This is a genomic window from Flavipsychrobacter sp., from assembly GCA_041392855.1.
In the GTDB taxonomy this organism is placed as follows: domain Bacteria; phylum Bacteroidota; class Bacteroidia; order Chitinophagales; family Chitinophagaceae; genus UBA5543.
In genome coordinates, this window is sequence record JAWKLD010000001.1 from 1742498 (window position 1) to 1768758 (window position 26261).

The 26261-nt window shown below is 41.0% G+C and carries 23 protein-coding genes; 10 read left to right on the forward strand and 13 right to left on the reverse strand.

Annotated features, from left to right (window positions below; all coding sequences use genetic code 11):
- Positions 1-11 precede the first annotated feature (11 nt).
- Genes R2800_08085 through R2800_08105 form a run of 5 tightly spaced genes read right to left on the reverse strand, consistent with a single transcriptional unit; the run spans position 12 to position 8159 of the window.
- Entirely contained in the window at positions 12-887 is an 876-nt protein-coding gene (locus tag R2800_08085; protein MEZ5016998.1) for a hypothetical protein, read from the reverse strand.
- Between the two features lie 5 nt (positions 888-892).
- Positions 893-1408 carry a hypothetical protein gene (locus R2800_08090; protein ID MEZ5016999.1) on the reverse strand — a complete coding sequence of 172 codons (516 nt, stop codon included), beginning with the start codon at positions 1406-1408 and terminating at the stop codon, positions 893-895.
- Between the two features lie 7 nt (positions 1409-1415).
- Positions 1416-3200 carry a hypothetical protein gene (locus R2800_08095; protein ID MEZ5017000.1) on the reverse strand — a complete coding sequence of 595 codons (1785 nt, stop codon included), beginning with the start codon at positions 3198-3200 and terminating at the stop codon, positions 1416-1418.
- A 31-nt stretch (positions 3201-3231) separates the two neighbouring features.
- Positions 3232-5475 carry a hypothetical protein gene (locus tag R2800_08100; GenBank protein ID MEZ5017001.1) on the reverse strand — a complete coding sequence of 748 codons (2244 nt, stop codon included), beginning with the start codon at positions 5473-5475 and terminating at the stop codon, positions 3232-3234.
- A gap of 5 nt (positions 5476-5480) precedes the next feature.
- Positions 5481-8159 carry a hypothetical protein gene (locus tag R2800_08105; GenBank protein ID MEZ5017002.1) on the reverse strand — a complete coding sequence of 893 codons (2679 nt, stop codon included), beginning with the start codon at positions 8157-8159 and terminating at the stop codon, positions 5481-5483.
- 170 nt (positions 8160-8329) lie between these two features.
- Here R2800_08105 and R2800_08110 point away from each other — a divergent pair, with 170 nt between their 5' ends.
- Genes R2800_08110 through R2800_08125 form a run of 4 tightly spaced genes read left to right on the forward strand, consistent with a single transcriptional unit; the run spans position 8330 to position 11284 of the window.
- Positions 8330-9088: a hypothetical protein gene (locus tag R2800_08110; GenBank protein ID MEZ5017003.1), complete on the forward strand. Its 759-nt coding sequence runs from the start codon at positions 8330-8332 to the stop codon at positions 9086-9088.
- A 9-nt stretch (positions 9089-9097) separates the two neighbouring features.
- Positions 9098-9856, forward strand: a complete 759-nt coding sequence (locus tag R2800_08115; protein ID MEZ5017004.1) for a hypothetical protein — start codon at positions 9098-9100, stop codon at positions 9854-9856.
- A 3-nt stretch (positions 9857-9859) separates the two neighbouring features.
- Complete coding sequence (locus R2800_08120) at positions 9860-10552, forward strand: hypothetical protein (GenBank protein MEZ5017005.1); 693 nt, start codon at positions 9860-9862, stop codon at positions 10550-10552.
- 3 nt (positions 10553-10555) lie between these two features.
- On the forward strand, positions 10556-11284 hold the full coding sequence (locus tag R2800_08125) for a hypothetical protein (protein MEZ5017006.1): 729 nt from the start codon (positions 10556-10558) through the stop codon (positions 11282-11284).
- Here R2800_08125 and R2800_08130 read toward each other — a convergent pair.
- From R2800_08130 to R2800_08145, 4 genes are all read right to left on the reverse strand, one after another.
- On the reverse strand, positions 11281-11562 hold the full coding sequence (locus R2800_08130; GenBank protein ID MEZ5017007.1) for a hypothetical protein: 282 nt from the start codon (positions 11560-11562) through the stop codon (positions 11281-11283). The two genes, R2800_08125 and R2800_08130, sit on opposite strands and share 4 nt — an antisense overlap.
- Positions 11469-12041 carry a hypothetical protein gene (locus R2800_08135; GenBank protein MEZ5017008.1) on the reverse strand — a complete coding sequence of 191 codons (573 nt, stop codon included), beginning with the start codon at positions 12039-12041 and terminating at the stop codon, positions 11469-11471. The genes R2800_08130 and R2800_08135 overlap by 94 nt, the downstream gene beginning before the upstream one ends.
- Before the next feature lie 38 nt (positions 12042-12079).
- Positions 12080-12502: a hypothetical protein gene (locus tag R2800_08140; protein ID MEZ5017009.1), complete on the reverse strand. Its 423-nt coding sequence runs from the start codon at positions 12500-12502 to the stop codon at positions 12080-12082.
- Between the two features lie 74 nt (positions 12503-12576).
- Positions 12577-13236 carry a DnaJ domain-containing protein gene (locus tag R2800_08145; GenBank protein ID MEZ5017010.1) on the reverse strand — a complete coding sequence of 220 codons (660 nt, stop codon included), beginning with the start codon at positions 13234-13236 and terminating at the stop codon, positions 12577-12579.
- A gap of 80 nt (positions 13237-13316) precedes the next feature.
- Between R2800_08145 and R2800_08150 the strand changes: the two genes are divergently transcribed.
- The 3 genes from R2800_08150 to R2800_08160 all read left to right on the forward strand — a co-directional run bounded on the left by R2800_08150 (position 13317) and on the right by R2800_08160 (position 19239).
- A complete protein-coding gene (locus tag R2800_08150; GenBank protein ID MEZ5017011.1) occupies positions 13317-15272 on the forward strand; it encodes a T9SS type A sorting domain-containing protein in 1956 nt (651 codons plus the stop codon).
- A 119-nt stretch (positions 15273-15391) separates the two neighbouring features.
- Complete coding sequence (locus R2800_08155) at positions 15392-17323, forward strand: T9SS type A sorting domain-containing protein (protein MEZ5017012.1); 1932 nt, start codon at positions 15392-15394, stop codon at positions 17321-17323.
- Positions 17324-17418: 95 nt separating this feature from the next.
- Positions 17419-19239 (forward strand): T9SS type A sorting domain-containing protein, encoded by a 1821-nt coding sequence (locus R2800_08160; GenBank protein ID MEZ5017013.1) that lies wholly within the window; start codon positions 17419-17421, stop codon positions 19237-19239.
- Between the two features lie 79 nt (positions 19240-19318).
- On the opposite strand, the gene R2800_08165 is transcribed toward R2800_08160, so the two are convergent.
- On the reverse strand, positions 19319-20614 hold the full coding sequence (locus R2800_08165; protein MEZ5017014.1) for a T9SS type A sorting domain-containing protein: 1296 nt from the start codon (positions 20612-20614) through the stop codon (positions 19319-19321).
- Positions 20615-20733: 119 nt separating this feature from the next.
- On the opposite strand from R2800_08165, the gene R2800_08170 reads away from it, so the two are divergent.
- From R2800_08170 to R2800_08180, 3 genes are all read left to right on the forward strand, one after another.
- Positions 20734-22293, forward strand: a complete 1560-nt coding sequence (locus tag R2800_08170; protein ID MEZ5017015.1) for a T9SS type A sorting domain-containing protein — start codon at positions 20734-20736, stop codon at positions 22291-22293.
- 173 nt (positions 22294-22466) lie between these two features.
- A complete protein-coding gene (locus R2800_08175; protein MEZ5017016.1) occupies positions 22467-23954 on the forward strand; it encodes a T9SS type A sorting domain-containing protein in 1488 nt (495 codons plus the stop codon).
- Positions 23955-24022: 68 nt separating this feature from the next.
- Positions 24023-24247, forward strand: coding sequence for a hypothetical protein (locus R2800_08180; GenBank protein MEZ5017017.1), 225 nt, complete (start codon positions 24023-24025; stop codon positions 24245-24247).
- A gap of 42 nt (positions 24248-24289) precedes the next feature.
- Here the strand turns inward: R2800_08180 and R2800_08185 are convergent, their stop codons facing one another.
- Genes R2800_08185 through R2800_08195 form a run of 3 tightly spaced genes read right to left on the reverse strand, consistent with a single transcriptional unit; the run spans position 24290 to position 26177 of the window.
- Positions 24290-25117: a sterol desaturase family protein gene (locus R2800_08185; protein ID MEZ5017018.1), complete on the reverse strand. Its 828-nt coding sequence runs from the start codon at positions 25115-25117 to the stop codon at positions 24290-24292.
- Between the two features lie 2 nt (positions 25118-25119).
- Positions 25120-25740 (reverse strand): class I SAM-dependent methyltransferase, encoded by a 621-nt coding sequence (locus R2800_08190; protein ID MEZ5017019.1) that lies wholly within the window; start codon positions 25738-25740, stop codon positions 25120-25122.
- Positions 25737-26177 (reverse strand): Spy/CpxP family protein refolding chaperone, encoded by a 441-nt coding sequence (locus R2800_08195; protein MEZ5017020.1) that lies wholly within the window; start codon positions 26175-26177, stop codon positions 25737-25739. The genes R2800_08190 and R2800_08195 overlap by 4 nt, the downstream gene beginning before the upstream one ends.
- Between the last annotated feature and the right edge of the window lie 84 nt (positions 26178-26261).

Consider the following 26261-nt stretch of genomic DNA (forward strand, 5'->3'; position numbering starts at 1 on the left):
ATTTTTTTTCCTTATGGTAATTGGTTAAAGCATTTATTCCGGTAAAAGGTCAGGTATATTCTAGAGTGCGTCCCCTTACATATATCAGTCACAAAAAGTGCATACTCCATCTCTTCCTGCCCTGATGCCATGGTGGGATTCAACTTGAGCTTCACCATAGTAGAGGTTGGCGATATGGATTTGTACCCTTTCCACCTATCAGGATTTAGCCCTGCTTGCCCCCATTGCGATATATCTAAATGCAGGCTAGTGGTTGGCGGGTTGGACTGCGTAAATGTGATGACCATGTAGTAGCTACACACACCATTAGCATCCTGCTCTTCTACTATATCCGCATTAAGGTTGGTCATAGAAGTACATGGTGGTGCTGATATTTTTAGTATATCATTCACATGGCACTGTTTGCTTCTACCGTTACACATCAAAGCGTTGATGCGAAACACGCCACCATCATTAGCAGTTGGTATTTTTATAATGCCTGATGTTGGCAATGCCGCATAGGGAATTTTACTGGCCGCACCATTGACGGGTAGCCACTCAATTTCCCATCCGCAATTAGGATCGGAAAAGCCCTGCGGTAATGTGTAGGTCACTTCTATATGATACAGGCCTGCTACTTCTACCAACTGTGAGTTGAAACTAATGCATTGATAATCGGTAACTATCGTATAGGTCCTATATACTGCGGTACATTCTACACCATCTGCATTTACAAGTATAAACTCTAGTTGATAGTCGCCCTCGCTTAGCCCTGTTATGGTAAAGCTGATGTTTGACCTGTTGGTATAAGCACTCCAAGCACCTCCTGGTAGTTGCCTATATCTTACTTTAAAATACTGACCTGTAGTAAGGGTAGGCGCTGGTATTTGTACGGTTAAATCTGCCATAATATCTAGCTTGCTGTTGGTGTTGCATTGGTTGTTGCATAAGCGCCATCGGCATGGTTGGTAGCCGTTGCTTTTACGCGGTAGTAATAAATAGTTCCATTAGTTAGCTCTACATCTGTATAGTTGGTAGTAGTACCTGTATATACTGAGGTCAGGTTGGTTGCAAAAGTGTCATCATCTGCACGCTCTAGCGTATAGCTACCTGCACCCGTTACGGCATCCCAGTCCAGTGCCACCTCACTATCCGCTGGTGTGGCTATAAAGTTGGCAGGAGCAGCCAGTATAGTAGTATTCACGGTTAGCTCCAATGGTGCACTATCAATGCCATCGCAGCAGTGCCTTGTTACCCTAAAGAGATATTCAATATCATCTTCCAGGTTGGTAATTTCGAAAGGAGGCTCGCTATAAGCATTGGTCACCCAGCTTATATCTCCTGTGCGCTTGTAGGCTACAGTATAGCTTAAGGCACAGATGCCCACATCTTCGTGGTCGGTAATAGGTATGGTTATTTTTCTTGCCATGGTTTGGTTATATATTATAAGTTAGATTACTAAGCGTAAGCGTTGATTCTGTGAGTGTGCCTGTTGTCAATGCACAAGTGTACCTGATCTTGCCATCACTATCTATTGTTATCTGCGCACCATCACTAAGACTTGTATTATTATTCTGATGCAGCACGGCAAAACCATCAGGTCTTCCTTGCAAACTCATGATGCCTATCAACTCATCAGATACAAACAGATCTTCATCCAATATATCTTCATGCTGGGTGAGCACCGTGTTTTCTATGTCTATGCTAAAGGTTACTTTACCCTCATACAAACTAGCCGAGGTTGTGGCATCATCTATCACCCAGTTTCCTGTTGCTGTTATTGTCAATGCCGTAGCAACATGATCTGTCACTAATATCGCTCCTACCACTGGCGTTATACATATTGCTTCTTCAATACCCCATACACCCAAAACAGGTAGTGTGCATACAGGCTGTTCTTGTAATTTCAACAGTTCAATATCCGTTACCTGGCGGGCATAAATTTTATTCTTAGCAACAGGCTCGTCAAAGTATATGGCAGAGGGCAGATATCCCATGCCACTCATGCTCACCACTGTATGTAGCGAACTATCTATAGAAGAGATGTCTACTTCCTGTGCATCAGTCACATCGCTTCTGGTACGCAGATAATCTTTTAAGCCCTCCACATCATGTGCAATAAGCTGTTTGGTCTCTGAAAAGAATGCACCATTCTGGTAAGTACCCGGTATGGCAAACATCACATTGCTTCCATCAAAATTCAAAGTATCTGTTTCACAATCCAGCCCGCAGCCAAACACCTGACGCTGTGTACATTCTTGCATTTGTGCTTCCAGCTTAAATAGCTCTACACATTTATTGACTTGCTTAAATGCCCCTTCACCTGCAAACTCATACCTACGAGTTCTTTCATTATCGTCTACATAAATATGATTGGCATGCAGTTGATGCTCGATCTCGTACATCTTCCAAGCGGGGAAAAACTCAAAGCCTTCCAATAGAAACTGAGGAGTGCTTTCTACACGCTGCAGTCTGCAGTTATAGCTCATTTCTTTCTCAATATTTCTAGGCTTGCGTACCAGTCTACCTTTAAACGTACTTACCCTTACATAAGTAAAGCTTGCTGCTCCACCACCCAGCACCACATCGGGTTTACCATAATAGTCACCCGTAAAATTATCGGCACAGTCAAACTTGGAGATGAGCCTTATCACAGGCTCACCACAGGCATTTTCTATTTTAGGTGCCGATGGTGCACCCGTCGCCACACCTGTATCTACAGCTACACCATCAGGATCTCCACCTGTAAATATGGGGCTATTCACATCTCCAGTGCTTACAACGTTGGGCTGAAAACCAGTTTGTGTGATACTGATATTCTTTGCCACATCACAGCAATTGCTCTGGCAATAGCGCTCTGTATACTTGTCAAAAACTGTGTGTGTTTGTCCTCCTATCTGTGTTGTAACTACTGCTCTAAGTATATAGCAAGCATGCTCGCACATTGAGGGGGCAAAGGTTTTCATTCTGGCATTAAAGAAATGTAAACCCGTTGCCGATACTTTACCAAAATAATGATCGAAATAAGTAGTCGCATCTTCATACTGCGTCAACCCATCGGGGCTATACACATATACTTTCAAGGTATAGCTACTGCCACCACTTGCAACAGAGGCATGCAGCATCAGGTCTGAAGGGAAGGCTACTTCTTCGCAATAACATGGCACACCTTTGGGTTGGTGATAATATTGCAGGTCTTGTATACTGTCTAACCAGGTCATAGGTATTTTTTAGTCAATTTTTTATAATGGTTTATACATCTCCTTTTAGTACTATATGCTGCCCTAGTGTATCAGTCGGGTCATAGCTTACTTCTATCTCTTTTATCCTACCATCGCCGTAGTACTGTGTCGGTAGTCTCACCTTTTCGCCCAGCACTATATTGGCGGCATCTTCTAATACATTCAGTCTTTCTTTACCATTGCTGTCTTTTTCTTTTAGGTCATCACAGCAGAGTTCTATCTTCGCTGTCCACCTCATATTGATCACAGGATTTTTCTCAGGATCATCTATCCAGTGAAACCAGTCCCACATACTATCCCAGTATCCCGGCGCGAAAAACATATTGTAGTTCACCAACATGGCGGGCTGTTTTATTTCTCTTGCACCAAAGAAGTCGGTCAGTAAATAATAACCATCTTGATTGGGAGGCAGGGTCAATCCACTACCGCGCACAAAGGTTTCGTCGTGATAATTATCTATCCATTTCTTTTCTTCCTTATTGTACTTCTTATTGATAAGCGGAGGATTGATATTGCCCGCCAATGACCTTGTAGAATACTGTCTGATACATTTAGCGTTATTATAGCTCTGCCCATCCCAGAGTAATATCTTGGGTAGCGTTGTATTATCATCGCTTAGCAGAAGTCCATAGTCAGCATACTCCTTAATGAAATCGCCTACATAGTCGAACATCAAACCCGCGAAGAATGGTGTTAGGAAAGAACCATTGACCACCACCTGAAATGCATCATAGAGATAATCTTCATCTGCCCCATCGAGTCTGAATTTGGCAGCACCAAACTGTGCTGTCTTATCTCTCACACCTTCAAAATTGGGGTTGTCATCTGCATTCCCATGCTCTACATAGTCATTCGTATACCTGCCTGCATTAGCTCCTGATCTATCGGCAGCATCTTCTGAATATAGCCCCTTGGTATAGGCTGGGTATTTTAGTTCGTTCCACTCGTAGCAGATACCTTCTAGCAACTTAAATCGATCACTGGAGCCTTTAGAGAAATCGTAGATATATTCATCTTTTTCAAACCAGTCCTTTCTTTGAAAATAGAGCTTGCCATCCTTCAATCGCCAATCTGCATTGTATATGGTCTTCAGCTCATCGAGAAACATATCCAATGTTATTAGCGGACTATTATCGTACAGGAAGTAATCCGTATTATTAGGTATACCTCTTAATGCATTTAAACTCTTGTACCGACGTATTCCTTTTTCTGTTTGTGCAAAAAGATAGCAGGCATTATAATGTGGATTATAATCCAGCTTCACCTTACCTCTTGAAGAGGTTTCTATCGTCATTTGCTTATCGAAAAATATAGGTGCGGTCTCTGCATTAACAGTCACCCCACACTTAAGGCACACATTTTCTATATAGTCTCTTATAAGAGGAGCGGGATGTTCTCTACCACAGCCGGCACTCTCCACAAAATATGCCCCCATTGCTTCTCTCATCTTCTTAAAATTGAAGTATGGTATCGTCTCCCAATCCACTTTATCCACCCTACCACCAAATAGTTTTCTGATAGTTTGTATAATACCAATGATGGTATTGATGATACCAAAGACAATATTCATGGCTAGCATCAAGGGCATCATAAACAATAAGGTGGGCACCATAATAACGCCAGCCATCCACCACACCATTACTAAAGTGCCATTGGGCCTCTGCTCGTTACAATAACTAAAACGGGGATGTTTCTTATTATCATCGGGCTGCTTTTGAAACCACCCTTTGTGGTTGTCATTGATCAAGGTTCTTTTGATGCAGTTAAACTGCTCTTCCTGTTGCTTCAAGGTGACATCGAAAGTGCAAACTGCATCCTCGCACCAAGTCACATCAGCTGATTTGATGACATACTCCAAATAGTTTCCGCAGCCCACATGCCACAACTTTACAGCAATGCTATTAAGCGGTGCACTCACATCGTCTACCAGCCATTGTTTTAATAACCTGTAGGCTTCCCCTTCAAAGGTTAAAGTACCACTGGCACTTTTTTTCGATTGCGATGCACCTGGTGCTACTACACCGCTGCTATCCCGCTCGCTGGTCCAGGTAAGTTTTAGTTTGAACAAATCACTCACATCATTGGTCACATCTTCCCAGTCGCCATAGTTAGGAAACTTCCTATCATTAGGAAAAGGGTCTCTAGCCGTTATCTCTATCAGGGTCAATGTTTGTGGCGTGCTTCCACTATAAAATGCGGGCTGTAAGTTTTTGCTGAGTACAGTAGCCTGTTGTATATATAGTTTCAATTCCATGGTGTCTACTTCCAGCGTTTACGGTTTTTATTAATGGCTCTTTCTGTCATAATGCCAACACCTTGCTCATCAAAGAAGATGTTTTGCTTCAACTTGTTCCCTTCTATGGCATAGACAACATCGTCTAGCTTCTTCTCCAATCCATTCAGTTCTTTTGCCGTTGCGTAGTGTTGTCCCTGATGCGGACTCTTTGGCTGTTTCAGCAGAGGCATAGCGGCAGGGTTTATGGTACTAAAAGCAACGCCGTTATTGATCGCTTCCAGCAAAGCTCTGTTGCGCTGTGTACCTTCAGCAGTGATAACACTTTCGCCCGTACTGATACGCACCCAATTCTTATCATCCCTTGGGCCACCCTTACCTTGATAGCCTACAACACCATCAGCAAAGGCATCGCCCCCACCGTCTTGCGACATACTGGTAACCGCAGCATACCCTGCTGCCAATGCAGCTATTAGCGCAGCTATAGTAGCTATAGAACCAAAACCACCACCTTCTAAAGCGGCACGCGCTACTGCTGCTATGGCGTTAGATACTGTGATAGCAGCATTTATCGCCTGTTGCCTTTTAGCAAACTGGGCACGCTTGGCCTCTGCTTTGCGCAACCTATCTTCTTCCAGTTTCAGCGCTTCAGTATTGCCACGTTCCGCTAGTTTTTTAGCCGCTTCTACTCTTCGCTCCCTTACACTTATCTCTTTATCCAGTGCATCTATCTGCGCCTGTATAATAGTATTGTAAGCATCGGCAGCAGCTTGTGCCAGCTGTTGATAGGCGTCAATACCGTTCTTTATATTCTCCTTCTGCGCGTCTGTTAACCCTTTCTGCTTTTCATCGTTATTTGCATTATCAGCAGCTTGTTTATCTGCTGCCTTTTGCTTGTTGGTGATCTCTAGTCGCTTTACGGTAGCCTTTGTCAACTCCCGTTCTGCAATTTCTTTTTGTTCTACACTCAGCCCTTGCAGGTTCAGTATCTCTTGGTTAGCAGCTATCTCTGCATCAAGACGTTCCAGCACATATTTCTGTGTTATCTTGGTCTTTTCCTCTTCGTAGGCTTCTAAAGTCCTTAACCCTGCCTTATAAGCTCTTTCGTTAGCTAACAGTTCTTTTTGTTCCTTATCATCAACTCGTTGTATCCTATCAGGAATCTGACTCCTTAACTTTATTGCATTTTTCTGCGCCTCTATTCTTGTTATTTCTTCACTGGTTCTTTGCGCTTCATCGGGGTCGAACGTAGGTTCTAGTTTTATATTTAAATCTTTAGGCTTAGGCTGCGGTTTGGGTTTAGGCTTTGAAGATGTAGTAGTGGTCCTCTTATCATTGCCGAAAATAATATCGCGTTCTTTACGTATGGCGATAAGTAAATTATTCAGCTTTTCGTTTTCTTCGGAATTGCGGGTGCGGGTATTGTCTTTACTTTTTATCTGACTCTGAAGATCGTTGAGCTGTTCTATACTCAACCCTTTTACTGAATCTACAGTAATTGTAGACAGGTCTATCTTTTGCCCAGCCAAGTTTTTCTTGGTGCGCTCATAAGCTAACTCCAGACCTGACAGATAAATATCCAGTTCTTTTTTAGACCCCTGAAAATGCGTCAATGCATCTTCCCTCAATTGTTGGTGCATAGCATCGGCCTGTGCTATTATATCTTCCCTCCCTTTATAATCTTGATGTGCATAGTCTTTGGTAAACTGCTCGAAATTATTCAAGAAAATATCATTGGCATCTATCTGTGCCTGTGCTTGATCCTTTGCTAACTGCTCTGCAGCTTTCAGATTCTTGTGGTAGCTCTTGGTAATAGTAAGATCTCCTTCAGATACCAGATCTGCCAGGAAGGATTTTACATAGCCGCCAAGCTCGTTAAAGGTCTTTCCAATTTCAGCTTGTTGGTTTTGCATCTGAGCAGCCACTTGTGCCTGCTTTTGAGAAACAGTAAGAATGGCACTGCCCGCAGCTTCACTCTGTTGTTGTATCACATTGTACGCCGCCTCTGCAAAGTCGCCTGTTTTAGCAAACTCTTCATTTAGTTTTTGTACATCTACGCCTAAGTCGCGCAGGGCTATCACACTACTGTTACCTATACCATCTACTATGCCGCGCACCAGTTCATCAACTGACTTTCCTGTTGTATTTGCTTTTTGTGTGGCAAAGCCTAGCACACTGGCCAGCTCTTCTACAGGCACGCCAATATTGCTATAGCTCACGGCCTGCTTCATCAATTCCAGATCGCTTACAGTACCCTGCACAGCTTCTCTTAAACCCGAGAGCAGATCGGGTTCGCCTAATGCGTCAAAAGACCCTTTTACGGCGTCTACTTCCTGTGCTAACTTTATAGACTCATCTACTAAGTTGATCAGCATCTCTGTAGCTTTCTCTGCCACACCTGCAATACCCTTGCCCAGTCCTAAGCCTGCTTTTACACCTTTTCCTACTTCAGATAGTGCGCCTTTTGTTTTTGCAGATAGCTTCTCCAGTTTTTTATTCAAGCCATCCAGCTCTTTTGTAACCTTTTTAAAGCTTTCCGCTTCCGCATCTCCCGCTGCTTTTACTTTCTGGTTCAGGCTGGCAACGGCTTCGTTGAGCTGTTTTAGCTCCTTTAGCTGTTGCTGAATAACAACATTTGCTTTTTCTATAGAGGAAGTTTCTGTTTCGTAAGTTATCTTGTGGATGATTTCGGTAACATCTGCCATAGGGATGCAGTATTATGATAAAAGTAAACCCTATGCACTTGCAGGTGGCATGTTACCTGATACGTATTTGCAGAAAAAAGGAACGTCTCCCTTCGAGATTATTTCAATAGCAAATATACAACAATAATTTCAATGACAAAAATTAATTTTTAAGTATATTATTTAATATCATGAACAGCACCGCGACCAGTTTACTTTTAGCCTTAGTAATAACTTTTGTCTTAGCCAGCTGCAACAATGAAGACACCAAACAAGCAGCAGCCAACATACCACTACCTGCACTTACCAATACCACCAATACCGACCTGGCAGCAGCAGGACATATTGGTGCAGTACATACCGTACACCGCAAGATGTATCGCAAATTTGCGCAAAATGAGTCTGGCGAATGGCTACCTACTAAAAACAAGGCCACGGAGTATATAGAGACATACAACCAAGATGGCTATAAAACCCATGAGCTACATATACAAAATGGGGATACACTAAGGGAGATGATAACCACACCTACAGGAGCACAAGAGCGTACTATGCTGATGTATAACAAAGGCGAAGTTATAGGCATGCATATCATCCATACCAATGGCAACCAAACGGCACATAAGATCTATCAGATAGATGGAAAAGACACTATACTGGCTACCAACTTTTCTAAGATATATAAAGGAGATGGCAGAAGTTTTGTATCTCAAGAAAACAAAACGGACAGCACACAAACGGGCAACCTACTAAGTGTTGATGTAAAAGCCATCGATGATACCATAACCACTGTACAGAAAGGAGCCAATATATTTAGCGTATCTAAATACACTATACTATCCCGAGATGAGCAGGGTAACATTACCAAGCAACTCTTTAAAAGTGATGCACGCAAGGACTATGATGTACTGACCTTTATATCCTACACCTATTACAACGAAAACCCTTAACTTCATAGGGTGAGATATACCCTACTCTATACAATGCTACTCTGCACTATTACTAGTGTAGCACAGCCCTATAAAGACATTACCAGCGACTGGTGTAAGATGGGACTGAAAGGGAAGGTAAAAGAAATGAGTATTAGCACTTACGACAGTAACAATGTCAATAATAACAATTACGAGAAACATTCTTACCTCTTCAATAAAGACGGTTTTATAAAGCGAACAACATATACCGTTTATAAGAATGGTGTTGCAGAAACATTTATTAGCATTGCACATAATGCCCCAACAAAAGTAGATGAACGAAGCTTCATCATCACCGAAGTACAAAAACCTGAAGACACTACTATATGGAACAGCATCGTAGCCAATCACCCAAAAGATACATTATGGAATACAACTAAGTATACCATAGTAGATGACACACTATATATAGTGGGGCAAATACCGCCTCAAGGAAAAACGGTTGACCTTATAGCATGGGTACATCTTAATAAGCAACAGCAGGTCTTATCAAAAGACATCTACTATTTAAACAACTGGGGAGATACAATAAATCATCAACTACAAAGTTTTACCTATAATCGAGAAGGACAAAGAACCGTTGATACTATACGTACTTTAAAAGAAGGTAAAGAGGAACAAACCATAATGATCTATGAAATAAAAAAGTCGGACAACAAGAATAATCCTATACTAGAAACATTATACGAATCAGGTATTGAAGAATCTGTAGGGACTAGAAAAGCTACCTACACCTACTACGAATAATCTATGAAACATTTACTCCTATACCTACTATTACTAGCTGCCACTGTTAGCTATGCACAACCCTATCAAGACATCACCAGCGACTGGTGTAAGCTAGGGCTACATGGCAAAGTAAAAGAGATGCATATTACCGAGCGCGATACCAATAGCAGAAAAAGAAAGCGCCCTACCTATAAAGAGACCATACTTAAATTCTCCGACGAGGGCTATATTGTGGAAGAAATAGTGAAGAAAAAGAAGAAGACACGTAGCACCACCTACCAATATCTACAGGAGTACAATAGAGAAAAACTAACGGTCTATGCGCGCTATAGCAATAAACCTAAACGTGTAGACACCATCGTATACGTAATAGTAAATGATACGTTGGTAAAAGGCTACCGACAAAAAAAGGGAGAACCGTTTATACCCAAACAGTTTACCTACAACCGCAAGCAGCAAATGATGGCTACTCAATACCCCTCTTCTCCCAAAAAGTATCAGGTATTTAAAATAACACAAGACTACAATGATGAAGGCTATCTGTACAAAAGCGCTACTGTTGTAGATGATCGTACTTTTAGCAATACAACTTTCACGGTCATCGCTACCGACGAACAGGGCAATCCCACCCATATCAAAACGGAATACAATAGCTATACCTGCCACTACAGCCTATCGGGCAGTCAATATATCACCTATACCTACTACGAGTAAACAATGAAACATCTACTACTTTACATATTACTACTTATTGGCACTACTGTTATTGCACAACCTTACTACAACATCTCCAGCGACTGGTGCAAGATGGGATTGAAAGGGAAAGTGAAAGAGATGAAACAAAAAATTCACCTCTCCAAAGATGGCATAACACAGGGCTATACTTTGCGAACGATTCAGTTTAGTAACAATGGACAATGCACACAGTTTATTATCGAAGAATATGAAAACGGTCAATCCAAACGAAGCGGCCAGTATACTGACTTTTCCTATCTCAAAAATGATAGTTATACAGCTACAACATACAATGTTAGTTCAGGTCAAAGATCCATATCCTCCATACAAAAACACTATATACGCCATGTATCTGAAAACAGCTATGTCAACATTACTATTTACCAAAGCGGTAAAAAAAGACATACACAATATGAGTTTAACAAAGATCAAAAATTGCACCACCAACACACCTACCAGCTAAACGGCAAGGACACAATACATGTAAACGAAATATCCTTTACCTACGATGCCAATAGTCGAATAAGCGCTACCTACGACAACTCTATTGAAAGCTGCCTTGCCTCCATTACCCTACCAGAAGTTCGCAAGATAGAAACCACAAAAAAAGACAACAAAGGCAATGCTGTAAAAACGGCTACCTACCTCAAGGTTAAAGAGGCTTATCAACTTTTATATACATCTGACATCACCTACACCTACTACGACTAACCCTTCTCTCCTACCTTTTTCATTTCTTCATTGTGCCAGTCTACCCAAGCAGCTTTTTGTTTTACGCGGTAGTAATACATAAACACACTAGTATCCATAAAGTGTTCCGCAGCTTGTAGGTTACCATCATTATACTTCAGGGCTACATCCCAAAAGTTATCATACCATTCATCTACCTGTGTGGCTACCGAGCGGAGGTGGGCATCAGGGCGTTGAGGTTGTCGGTCCTTGTTTTGAAATAGTTCGTATCTATCAAAGTATCTGACAGCTCCTTCCATGCCGGTGTAGATGCTATTCCTAAGCTCAAAAAAAAACTATAGAGCTCTGCATCAGGAGCAATGTTTTGCGCGGCATCACCTTTTGCCCAAGCCACTTTCCTTGCTGTCCAGTAGTCTTCCATTTGATTGGGCTCTTCCCCCTCGGCAAAGCAATAGATAGCACCCATACGTAGGGCACAGTCTTCATCTACAGGGTATTGTAGTCGGTACTTAATATTGTTGGCCAGTGTGGCTATATCTGTGCGTAGTGTTTTGGTGCTTTTTTCCTCATTGCATAGTTCCAGCATTTTATCCATCATGCTGCCCAGTAGCTGTTTGGTAGCACCACCTGCTGCATATATATTTTGCGCCCCTGCTGCTACATAGCGACTCATATGATAGCCATTGGCTACATCTACAGGTATGTATAGTTTTACGTTGTGTACGCTGCTGTGAAAAACCTCCTTGTACTTGGGATCGTTGGCAAATGTAGTTTTCATAGTGTGTGTTTTTATTTTGTTTAGGTTATATGGCGTGGCTATGCTGCCAGATCATCTTTACTCATGCGGCTAATGGTCTTTATCAACCACTTGGCCTCTTCCACCTCTTGATAATTGGGTGGCACTAACACGGTTTGTAATAAGCCATGTTCCGTCTTCTCCTGATGCAACACCTTGCGCTCTCCTGCTATTACCAACTGTAAAAGTTGCCTTTGTTCTTCAGTGGTTAGGGGTTGAGGTTCGGGTATTATCTTTTTACTTCTTTTCAGCAGGTCTTTATATATATATAGTATGCCTGCTTCTATATGTCTAGCTACAAGTGGATTCTGCTCCATATATATAATAGCATCTTGTAGTTGCGCCTCTTTTATTAGGGGGAAGGATTTCCGTACCGCCCTTAGCTTATTGCCGTGCAGTATTACCTCTTTTACATAGATAGCCTCTTGGCTAGTTAGCGCCATACGTTTTCTCTCCTCTAATTGCTATTGCAAATTTACATTAAAAAAGCAAACAACACAACTATTTTATCCACAGGTTATCTACTCCACAACACCATGAATATGCAGAGCACAATTGTGATCAGCACGGCAATGTAGGGTAATGCTGTGTCGCGCTTTTCTTTACGCTGTTGTAACCGCAGCTGTTGTTGTATGGCTAGCTGCTGCCCCTCTTCCAAAGCTATGGCATGTAGTAGTGTAGCTGTACCTGTTTGGTATTTATGTTTTAACCCTTTGGTAGCCTGTAACAGGTGTGCTACTATTTGAGCACGTGCAGCCTCGTCCTCGCTTTCTTTTAACACGGCCATATGTGCATCAGACAAGAGTAATTGCATATAACTATACAGCGCTTCATGACTCATACGAAAGGTATCAATACCTACAAGATGAGCACTGAGTTTACGGCTTTCTTCCAGCACCCACAATGCCGTTACCGTTTGGGTGTTTTTAGCACGGTTGCTCATGCCGTATAGCCAGCGTTGCTCGTCGTACTGTTTGCGTAGTACGGGCTCTTTAAGTATTTGGTAGGCCTCCTGCACCTCTCTGAAATAATCGGAAGCATAGGCACTATCCTTATTCACATCGGGATGATACTTACGTGCCAGCATACGGTGGGCCTTGCGCACCTCTTCTTGCGAAGCAGTGGGGTCTATCTCCAGTATTTGGTAGTAATCTTTTAGTGTAACTGTGGTAGGCACAGGTGCAAAGGTAAATGATTGCTTAACAGGGAGGCATTTTATTATCTATATATTTGTACTACACACTAAAACAACAACCTATGATTCTACAACTTACACAAGCTGCACTCCTGTCTTGCTTTTTGTTATTATTTACAGCAAGCAGCTTTGCACAAACCACCACAACCTACACCGCCATTGCTAATGGTAACTATACCAGCGCTTCTACTTGGCAGAGCGGTATAGTACCACCTGTAACTACAGGATTAGTAAGCTATTCAGAACATATTGTAATACCTCAAGGCATTACGGTGACACTAGATACCAACTTGCACTTAAAGACAAGTGGCTGGTATCCAAGAATGACTGTTGATGGATCTTTGATAGGACTACCTGGCTATTATGCAAAAATACAAGCACCACTAATAAGTAGTGCTACAGGTGTAGTAAACATAGACAGTACTTTCTTACAAGGTATTAATGCGGGAGTTGACTTCCAAGGTACAATGACTACGAATAACTGTTATATGTCTAACTACACCTTCAAAGGCACACTCAACATCAACAAGAGATTGCATATGCACAATGCTTCTGATGTTAACCAAGTATATGGCACACTCAACTTTGGCAACCATTGCTGGATACAGAGCGAAGGGCGTTGTAGATTCCATACTGTAACCTACAACAATGGAACTTCTATAGTTTCAGGAGTTATCAATTATGCAGACACAATGAATCTTAGCTATAAATACTTATGGCTAGGCGGCATTAATCCTTTTTTGGATATTGACACCAACTACATCGGCAGACAAATAGATTCACTTATTATAGACCTAGATACCAATTACTCTTCACCACAAGTACCTTGGGCATTAAGAGTAGTACATAAAGATGTATACTTCAATGGTGTGATGATCATCAAATCTGGCAACCTGAATCTAAACCATAAGAACATCATCTTTGGCCCCAATTCAAAACTATACTGCACACCCAATAAAGGAAGAATAAAAACAGAAAAAGATGCAGACATCACTATAAATGCTACTAGCGACTTTGGTGACGGTTTTATATTCTGGGACGAGACCATATTAACTACCCCTGCTGACACAGTAAGAAACTTTACTGTAAATATGGGCAATAACACAGGCACTGTAAAACTACACAACAACCTGATCATCAATAACAAACTAGACCTACAAAAAGGACAACTACATTTAGCCGACACCAGTAAACTTATCATCAATCATAATACTAACGCTACCATAACCAATGCTAGCACCAATAGTTATGTAACCAGCTCTTTTGGTGGTGCTCTACATATGAATGTGGCCGCTAGCGGCACTACAACTTTCCCTGTAGGTACACCAGCACAGTATGCCCCTGTTGATGTGAAGAACAATAGTAGCAGTAGCGAGGTATATAAAGTAGGCGCAGTAGCGGGTGTAAAAGATACCGTGGTAACCGGTTTTGACATTGCTACCCAAGAGCCTTGTGTGGCGGCTACATGGTGGGTAAACCCTAGCGCGGCTACAGGCAGCTCTGCTAATGTGACCATCAAATGGCCTGCAGCTTTGGAGGTCAATAGCTTTAATAGAACACAGTCTTACATCACTACTTATTTGTACAGCCAACTGAAATGGGATACCCAAACCACTGCTAGCGCTGCTGGCTCTCAAGGTAGCCTCTACACACAAACTCAAACAGTGAACAACTTCGATACAGGAAAAAGTAATTTCTTCTCCGTATTCGACGGAGCTACTTCTTTAGCTAACCTATCGGTAAATAACTTAACGACCAACAACAAAGTGATCCTCTACCCTAACCCTACTCAGGGCAATGCAACATTGAGCATCACGCTGGAGAAAACACAACCTATTGCAATAACACTTACAGATGTAAATGGACGTGTGGTGCATGCCCAACCTATTACTGAATACAATAACGGACAACACAACATTGCACTGCCTACACAAAACTTAACTAACGGATTATACTTCTTACAACTGACCAACGAAAAAGGCACACTACTCAATAGTGGAAAGTTGATGAAACAATAAGCTTATAGAATAACCTATTTACACGAAGCATTCACTTAATTAAGTGGATGCTTTTTAATTCTGGTTTATTATTATATGTATCTTAGTATCAGTTTTCACACCATTAAAAAATCAAACCTATGAAGGCATCTCTTCAAAAAGCCTTGTACCTATCCGGCATTCTCATGCTGTTGACACAATTAGGACGAGCACAAACTACCGTTACATACACCGCTGTTGCCAATGGCAATTATACCAGCGCCTCTACTTGGCAGGGTGGTATAAAACCACCTGTAACTACAGGACTTATCAATCAACAGAAAGACCTTATCGTTATACCACAAGGTATTACCGTTGTCTTAGATACTAACCTCGTCCTAAAAAATGGACCAGGATATGGGCAACTTACTGTAGAAGGAACAATTAACGGGCAGGCAGAACGGTATATATCTGCAGGTAATATTGTTAGCAACACAGGCTCTATCATTGTAGACAGTATAGACCTTTGGGGATTGTACCCTACAGCAAATGGAACCATTACTGCTAACAAATGTAGAATGCAAAACTATAGTACCGCTGGCCCTATTAACATAAAAAAGAGGTTATACCTCCCACACACCAATACGACAATGATAAATGGCCCACTCAATTTTGACAACCACTGTTGGATAGACTATACGGGCTACTCCAGTTTTATCGTTCAAAATGCGGGCGTGATAAATTATGCAGACACCATGAATGTTTTTCGTGGAGACTTAGCAAAAATACCCAGTCCTATAAGATGGAATGTTGATATAGATACGGCCTTGTTTGACCGACAAATAGACACCATGATAATAGACTTAGCTCAGGGTAATGCTCCTACTGCTAAAACATGGACCTACTCTATAGCTCATAAAGACCTTTACTTCAACGGCGTTATGATACTAAGATCAGGCAACCTAAAGCTTAATCAGCACAAACTTACTTTAGGTACTCATGCTAAAATTTTCTATAACCCTCTTACAGGAAGAATAGCTGCTGATAAAAATGCAGTAGTTGCAGTTAATGCCAATAACAACTTAGGAGAAGGGTTATATTTTTACCCAGGTGCACCAACTCATAATGTCAATGCAGAGGATACACTTCGCAACCTTACCATAAATATGGGCAGTAATACAAGCTCAGTTCTTTTGCACGGGGAGCTAACTATAGCCAATAACCTCGACCTAGTTAAAGGGCTATTACATTTAGTAGACAGCTCCAACCTCATTATCAACACTAGCGCTACTATTAGTAATGCAGGCACCAACAGTTTCATCACTAACGACTTTGGTACAAGCACTCATATGAGCATCCATAGTAATGCTACCGCTACCTTCCCTGTAGGTACGGGCATATTAACACGCTATGCCCCTGTTGATGTAAAGAACAATAGCAGTAGTATGGAAATATATAAAGTAGGCTGTACTGCTGGCGTGCAAGATACCATTGACAGAGGTTTTGACATCTCATTTGAAGAGCCTTGCGTAGCCGCTACATGGTGGGTAGATCCTAGCGCTGCTACAGGCAGTAATGCTGATGTGACCTTAAAATGGCCAGTAGCATTGGAGTACAATAACTTTAATAGAGCACAGTCGTACATTACCAGATACTTATACAATCAATTGCACTGGGATACGTTACCCACACATAGTATGGCAAATACTCAAGGTAGCCTCTATACGCAAACCGAAACCATAAATAACTTTAGTACGACCAAAGGCAACTACTTCTCTGTGTTCGATGGTGCTACATCTTTGGCTAACCTATCGGTAAATAACTTAACGACCAACAACAAGGTGACCCTCTACCCTAACCCTACTTATGGCAATGCAACATTAAGCATCACGCTAGAGAAAACACAATCTATAGCAATAACGCTTACTGATGTAAATGGACGCGTGGTGTATACCCAACCTGTTACTGAATACAATAACGGACAACACAACATTGCACTACCTACACAAAACTTAACTAATGGATTATACTTCTTACAACTAACCAACGAAAAAGGCACACTACTCAATAGTGGAAAGTTGATGAAACAGTAAGACCTAAGAAACATTTATAAGAAGAGGTGCTGATGCTATTCAGCACCTCTTTCATTATAATAAATAAGTATATTTACACAACCCAACAAAAGGACATGACCGCTACCCTAAAGCAACTATTACTTAGCAACCTACTATTGACCGCTATACTTTGTCACAAAGCCGCAGCTACAATATACACCGCAAGTAATTCTGGTAACTATACCAACGCTACCACTTGGACGGGTGGGAACATCCCTCCCATAGAACTTGATAAAGACACCATCATCATTCCTCAGGGCATTACCATATTGCTAGACACTAGTATTGCGACCATTAGAGCAGGCAATCTTCTAGAGGTAAACGGCACACTCAATAATAGCGTTAGTCGCGGGTTATATTTTGGACAAGGAACACTATCGGGTAGTGGTATCATTATGGTAGATACTGTACTCATTGTATCCACCGCGTGGAATTTTAATGGACAGATAACCACCCCTAACCTTTCTTTGGGCGACCTAAACATCAATAGTGCTGCCAGTATAAATGTCAGCCAAAATTTACGCTTACTACGCGATAGCATAAAAGTAAACCAAGGCAGCCTTACCATTGCTGGCAATAGTACTATAAGTTCATCAGGAGGCATCTTACATCAAGGTACTAGTGGTACTGTTAACTATCCCAGCCGCTTCAACTTTGTACAGAACAACTACGGGGTATACGATGCCAACCCTCTACTCTACCACCCTAATGTGCAGCAAATTACCATAGTATTGCTAAGCAAGGATAGTGGCATAAAGCTTACCAAAGACCTAACTATTGACAAAGTACTTTACCTGAATGCTGGCAGGCTCATGCTTAATGGGCATCACCTAAGCTTTGTAGATACGGCACAACTAGCCACACAGCCCGATGGTAGTATAAGTGGAGATACCAATAGTAGCATTACTATAGCTACACACAATGGCTTAAGCAATGGCATACCCTTTTATCAAGAAAAAATCAGCAACATACTGGACAACCATGTAAAAAACTTCACCATCAATACAACCAATAAACTCGCTAGGCTATACTTACCCTTAGGCTTGGTTGTGCATAATGAACTGAACCTACAACGCGGGCGACTAGACATCAATTTTGCCACGCTAGAAATAAGACCGACTGGCAATATAAGTGGTGGTAGCGATAGCAGCTTTATACTTACCTCTCTAGGTGGTGGTGTTACCCAAACATTAGCACCAAATGACAGTTTGTTTTTTCCTGTGGGCACTAAGAAATTTGGCTATACGCCTGCTGTGTTAAAGAACAATGCTGCTACTGCACATACCTTTGCTATAGGGGTAGATAGCACACTATTATCTCAAGGAACACATGGTATTAATGTAGCACATCAATTTGCATCGGTAGAGAGTAGCTGGTTGGTAACCAGTACAGATACTACTAATATTACTATCGACTTAACTCTATACTGGACACCAAGCATGGAAACCAACAACCTAAATCGCAAGGATGTTTTTATGAGTTGCTACAACCAAAACCTATGGGATAAACAAGGTTCAAGTAATGCCAATTCTAACGGGAACCATATTACGCTTACACGCAAGCAAATTAAAAAGCTAGGAGTATTCGCAGTTAGAGAGTTTACTTACATATATATACCAAGAGCGACTCTTAATAAACTCACTACCACCCTCTACCCCAACCCTACTACGGGTGATGCAATGCTTGGGTTAAGTTTAGACAAAACACAACGCATTGCTATTGCACTTACTGATGCAACAGGGCGTGTTGTGTACCAAAAAGAAGCAAGGCAATACAATAGTGGGCAACACAACATAACATTACCTACAAGCTCATTGGCAACTGGTGTTTATCTATACTATATTACTAATAGCAATGGCAATGTGCAAAGCAAAGGCAGACTGGTGAAGGAATAATAAGCCTACTTACCAATGACAGAGACCGTGGAGACAAACTAACTACACTTTCTGTATAAAAGAAAGGTAGCCATTACGATTATTTGGCTACCTCAAAACGTTTTCGGATAGCTTTACCCCCAGTTTGCAACTCTACAATATAGAGCCCTGCAGCAAGATGACTAATAGGCAAATACTTATGATACTGTTCAGTGCCAGCATCTTCCCATTGCCCCACTATATTACCTTGTATATCTACAATACGGCCTTGCACCTTTTCGCTATGCACACCACTACTCCACTGTAGTTGCAATATATTATTTGCCGGATTAGGAAAGACCAACAACTGTCCCTGATCATTTTGACTGGCAGAAGCTACGCTTAATGGCCAGTAGGAGTAAGTATATCTTGTTCGTCCTGTATAATCTTGCTCCGACTTATAGTTGGGTGCTGGCATATAGGTTCTTCTAACCTCACTCAGATAACCAAAATTGGTATAGTAATAGGTATTCACCTTTCTATAGAATTTGGAGCGATAGAACGTATCTGTTATCAACCTGTTTTGCGAATCGTATTTGTAAGCGTGTGTCTGCACCTCATAACCACTGAAAGATATTTGAGAACTATCTTTTATTAATCTACCCAAGGCATCGTAAGTGTAGTAATATCTTGTATGCAATGTGGGCTTTCCTAAGCTTGTGTTATAAATATATTTGAGTTTTGCTATAATTCTGTTTTGCGAATCGTAAGTATTCTCATAATAGTAGATAGACGGGGCTGCCCCTCCCTTAGTATAACTAACACTATCTTTTATAAGCCCACCCAAACTATCATAGGCACGAATAAAAATACTGTGTGGCGGGTCGAATGCACTATTCTTCCAAGTACGCTCATCTGCTCTTAATAACCTCCCCATACTATCGTAAGTGTACGTAAACTTATATTGTGGTAGATAACTAGTATCAGGTTGTAGTGTAGTATCATACCACACTTTTTCTATTACATTGCCTAAGCTATCATAGTAAAAAGAATCACGATGTTGCAAGTGAGTACCACCTAGCACATATCTCAACTCTTCCAACAAATGATTTTGGCTATCGTAATACCTATAATATTCGTCATCGCGCTTATAATGGTTGGAGGTAAAACTCTCCCTTATACGTATATACTTTTTATCGTAGGCAATAGAGTCATTATTGAGCGAGCTACCTCTTACAGTACTGTGGTCGTAAGTAAACTCTGTTTTTTGCCAATGCCTGAAATGATACGAAGTAGGTCCTTGAGGCAAATTGACCCAAACAAAAGAATCAATATCTATCGACATCAGCCGCCATTGTTGTGCCTGCACACTGCCAACCAAACAAAGAAGAGCGAATAATAGAGATAGGCGCTTCATAGGAATTTATTTTTTGTGAATGTACAAAATCCACTCTTGAAATGAACGTATAAGCTTATCATAACTTGGCTACGATAAACATTTCCGGTAATTTTATGATCTACAAAATACCCTAACATATGAATCGTATACTTTTATTCATATCCCTGCTGCTAGGTAGTACTGTAGCCTTTGCGCAAAACCTACCTTTTACGCCGCAAAATGTATCGTACGATAGTACCATGAAAAACATCTGGCGCCCTACGCAATTTGTAGCATTGGGCGACAAACTGATATTCAGAGCCAACAAAACAAGCAGTGTAAATGACTTTGTACTTTGCTACTACGATAGTACGAACAACAAAGCCTATAGAGTGCCTGACAGTATTTTGCGCGGGGTAAACAACATCACCTACCTGATACCACAGGTGCATGATGGTAAAATATACTTTAGCGGGTCAAACAATATTACCAACTCCCTATGTAGCTGGAACGGAACGGACACGATAAAAAAAGTGGTCACCGAAGGGCTCATAACACCTATGGGCTCACTACAGCCGCCCTATACCTTTGTAGGAGATACGCTTTTTTTCATGGGGCACAATGGCACTATTACCCCTACACAAAATGGCAGATTGTATAAACTGAACACTCAAAACAACAGCATACAAAACCTAACACCTAGCAAAACCTACTACGAAGGTGGGCTTATAGTTTACAAGAACAAAGTCTACATCAGCGAATTGGGCGTGAAAGGGAAACCATTCAGCTATTACGACCCTCAAAACAATAGTGTATCCCTAGTAACTGTTGGCATTAATACCAACGATACCTATAGCCCATTCCATATGATGGTGGTGGGCAATTATTTATTTTTCACCGCACATAGTTCTCTTCGTTCCGACACACATATATATGCTTATGAAGAAGGCGTGGGTATAAAATGGATCAATACAATAAAAACAGCAGGTAGTAATATTAAAGGCACCTTTGGCACAACATTGATCAGCTACGACAGCAGTTTGTTTTTCAGTGCCGCAGTAGATAGTACCGTATTCACCCCTACTGATCTCTTTAGCTTCAACCCGTATACCAATCTTACACAACTAACCAAAAACATTAACGGCAAGAACGGTAGCAAGCCAAGAAACTTTAGAGTAGTCAATAATAAGCTATACTTCCAAGCAGAGCACTACCCGGACGGCACACAGATATTTCAGTACGATGCTGCCAACGATACCGTATTGCAGCTTACCGCATATGGCAAGCAATATTACGGTTTCGGGCCCGACAACTTTATTGAATGGGGCAGTTATATGTACTTCTCAACTTATCAGGGTATTTCTCAGAGTCGCTGGGTAGACAGTAACGATATGGGCCGTATTCCGCTATACAACCTACCCATAAAACCTACCACAGTAGCTCAAAAACAAATGACAACAATAGCTACCACCCTCTACCCCAACCCTACCAGCTCCACAGCTACTTTAAATGTATTCCTAGAAAAAGCGCAGAGCATTGCTATACAGCTTGTAGATATAAATGGGCGTGTGGTATATACTAACCCAGCTACTGAGTACAATAACGGACAACACACTATAGTACTACCTACACAGCAACTGGCCAAGGGCATGTATCTACTACAACTAAGCAACGAACAGGGCAGCATACTTAAGAGCGACAAACTGATAAAACAATAAACTTCTAAAACGTTAAGAGAGAGAGGGTGCTGGAGCAATTCGGCACCTTTTTTGCATTTATTGCAAATACTAACAGGTAGAGCTATGAGCATCTAAAACCAATAAACCCTTGACACTTTAATCTTATTTTAATACCTTCATCGGATTAACATATGTCACCAAAAGCCATTTCTATGAAAAAGACCACCCTGTTACTCGCTATTTTAATTGCTGCTACAGGTTCTTTTGCACAATATCAGCTAGAGAAAGTGCCTATAACAGACAACAAAAAGCTAGATCATTTTATGACTGGCTGCGCTACAGATGGTGACAAGTTTATTTTCTCTGCTACAGATCGAAAACCAGGCATAAGAAACCAAAAGCTTTACTACCATAACGGATATAGTGATATAGAGGCAGTACCGGAAAGCATAATGAATGGTGTAACACCAGGCTTAGTTTATGCACAAGGATACAAAGGCAGTATTTTCTTCGGAGGTTATAAAGGTGGAACTGATGGACTGTATACATGGGATGGGTATACCCCTGTAAGGAAGATTGCTGATGTAGGCATTCATCTAATGACATACATGAACAACTGCTTTGTTGATGACAAGATGTACTTCTTTGGAAGAGGTGTTGGAGAAAGGGTAACCTATTTGTACGAGATAGATTTAAAAACTAACAAACTGAATAAACTAACTGACGACAAATATAATGTAGATGGCGTGATAGCGCATGAAGGGAATGTATACTTTTTTGATGTTAATAAAAGAGAATACATCAACTGCTATAACATAGCCAATAAGACAATAACCCAAATTAGCACTGGCATTAAAGAGCAGTTGGTAAAAAGAGGATATGGGATTCACTCTGCCGTATCTGCCGGAGGTTATTTATACCTTGTCATATATACCGAAGAGCTGGGCTATGAACTATATGAGTGCGATGGTAAAAGCATACAATTAGTAAAAAACTTATCTCCGTATAACAATGATGGAGTATCGCAAGGGCTTATCAACTATAACAATAAAGTATACTTTGCAGGAAACGAAACAGGAGAAGAAGTATATCACCTTTATAACTTTGACCCTATAAGCAAAGAGTTTACACAAGTATTAAAAGAAGGCTACTACCCTATGCATTTTTGTGTGAAAAATAATAAGCTATACTTCACAATGAGTGAAGAAGAAAAAGGGACTCAGGTATACGAATACGATGATATAACTAATAAGCTTACAAAACTAACTAATAGAGATAGACAAATCGAAGATGGGCAGTTTACACCATGGAAGTTAACGGCCATCCAAAATAAACTATACGTCACAAGTACGAGAGGCATAACATATCCCAATAAGTTTCTTGAGATATACACTATTGACCTCCAGCAAGCTAGCACAGGTATCAATCAAAAGAAAATCACCACACTAAAAGTAACCGCACACCCCAACCCTACTGATAACAACACTACCGTAAACGTAGAAATACCAACGGCAAGCAAGGTGAAACTTATATTAAAAGACATCTCAGGCAAGCAGGTATACGAGCACCACACTATGGCTACACAACAGCGCCATAGTATAGCCGTACCTATGCAAGAGCTACCTGCGGGGGTATATGTATACCAGCTACTCAACGAGAGTAGCCAGTTATTACATAGTGCACAGATAGTAAAAAGATAAGACCGACAGCAAACCAAAAATAGACAACATACGTAGGTACTATATATGCAAAAAAGCATTTAGTACCTATGTTACATTATGAGAGTTTTGAGTTGGCTATGCTGCAACTAAAAGGCGATACCTATAAAGAATGGGAGCATCTTTTACCCTTCATCCCTGCCGATCTTCGATATCGTTATATCAATGCTGTAAAAAAAGGGTTCAGCATGCCTCAGGCTTTCGACCTGGTATTATCCACCACAACTGTGGCAGACCATAAATTTGAACTATTGCTACAAATGGTAAATAACTGATCATAGTGATAGAGTCTATAGTATCGGATATAATGTAAAACGCTATAGCTTCTTCTGTTTTATATTTTTAAAGGGCGATAGCAATAACCAACCCACATGTTCGGTTCGTTCGTCACGTACTTCTTCCAAGCCTATTTCCATTTTCTCTTGAGGCTCCCTTGTCTTAGTCCTGTAAGTATGGAAGAGTATATCCCATATTGGGAAAACCGCTCCAAAATTACTATCCGTCTCGGGCTGGTAAGAGGAATGGTGTATGCGATGCAAATCCGGGGTAACAATTATATAACGCAACCAACCATTAAGTTTACGAGGCAAGCATATATTAGCATGCGACCATAATGTCACTAATACATCCAACAATTCATAACCCAGAAGCACCCATGGAGACAGTCCAAACAACACAACCATGGGTACACCTACCAAAGTATTGACATAAAACTCTAAGGGATGGAAACGCACTGTGCTTGACACATCTAACTCTTTGTCTAAATGATGTACTCTATGTATACGCCATAAGAACGGTACACGATGCATCATCCAATGCGTGAAAAAGGAAATAAAACCACGCAACAATAAACTTAATACTAGCACTACTACTAACGGCGAGGTTAATTGATTCAATAAACCCCAATGTTGCTCACCTGCAAAGGTGGCAGCCATAATAAAGTTAACAGGCTGTAACCCCATGAATAATATGTTCAGGATTGTAAGCCCAAAATTAGCTACCCATCGTTGCTTTTTGTGAACGGTATTCAAGCGCTTAGGTATTGCCCTTTCCAACAGTATAAGTATTGCTAGAGTACCAAAATAAAACCAATACTGATATAGCTCACCATTGGCCAGCAGCCAACTTTTTATTTGTTCTTCCATATCTAAACTTTTTTGAAAACACCCTGTACATGAATACAATCAACAGGGCTCATTTTTATGAAACCAAATTGCACATCAGCATACCCCGCAGCTTGCATATCATGATACATTGCCAAAGCCTCTTGCTTTAATTTCACTTCATCTTTTATCCAATGTGGTTGAAAAAACAAATGCACACTACCTTCTATATACAGGAGATGCCTTAGCTGAACAAGTACAGCAACAACATCTCTCCAAAACAAATGCACGTTTATAGCAAACACTACATTATACATTGCCTCTTTGCTTTGTAGTTGTTCAATAGCAGTTTTTTTGAAAGACACTATGCCCGCTTTCACCTGGCGCTTATTGTTTCTATTAGCCATATCGACCATGAGCGCCGAATGATCTATGGCATCTATATGTCCTCCAAAACCAAGTTTGGCTGTAGCTATTCCTTTTACTGCCACACCTGGCCCACAACCTATCTCCAGAACCTGATCTGCAGGCTGTATATTTAATGCGTCTACAGCTGCCCATATTCTACGGGTATTTTTATAGCGCATACTCCAGCCTACCAGCTTCCCTAAAAAACCTTTTGGATTGCTAAACTGCATTGTAAGCAATGTCAACATCTTACTCATCTTCTAGCAGTATGTTTAGCTCTTCTGCTTGCCATGAGCTTATTCATCTTCTGGCGTTGCTGGGGAGTAAGCACAGTATGTATTGCAACCATATTTGCTATCATCTGCTGCCTTGCAGTACTATATTCTCTTTCTTTACTTTCAAAGTATCTATTAAGCTCTTCTTGATCGAAGAAGGTATTAGATAGTTGCTGCATCATTTTTTGCTCCAACTCCTCGTGTAGCAAGTTCATTTTATTTCGCGTTATCTCCAGCTCTTTTAGTGAAGACAGAATGGTAGTTTTTTGAACTTCTGTAAGGTCCAACTTACGTTCCATATGCTTTACCATATCTACCGCACTATGTCCACCACTGCGTTGATGCCTACCCCCTCTAAAGGACATAATAATAATAGCTACCAGTAGTAGTACACCTGCCGTAACAAATACTTTAGTCATTTTCTATTAGTTTTTCAGCTCAATCAATATTGATTGTAACACAAAACTATTGCGACAATTACGGTTTAAATAACCAACAAAAAC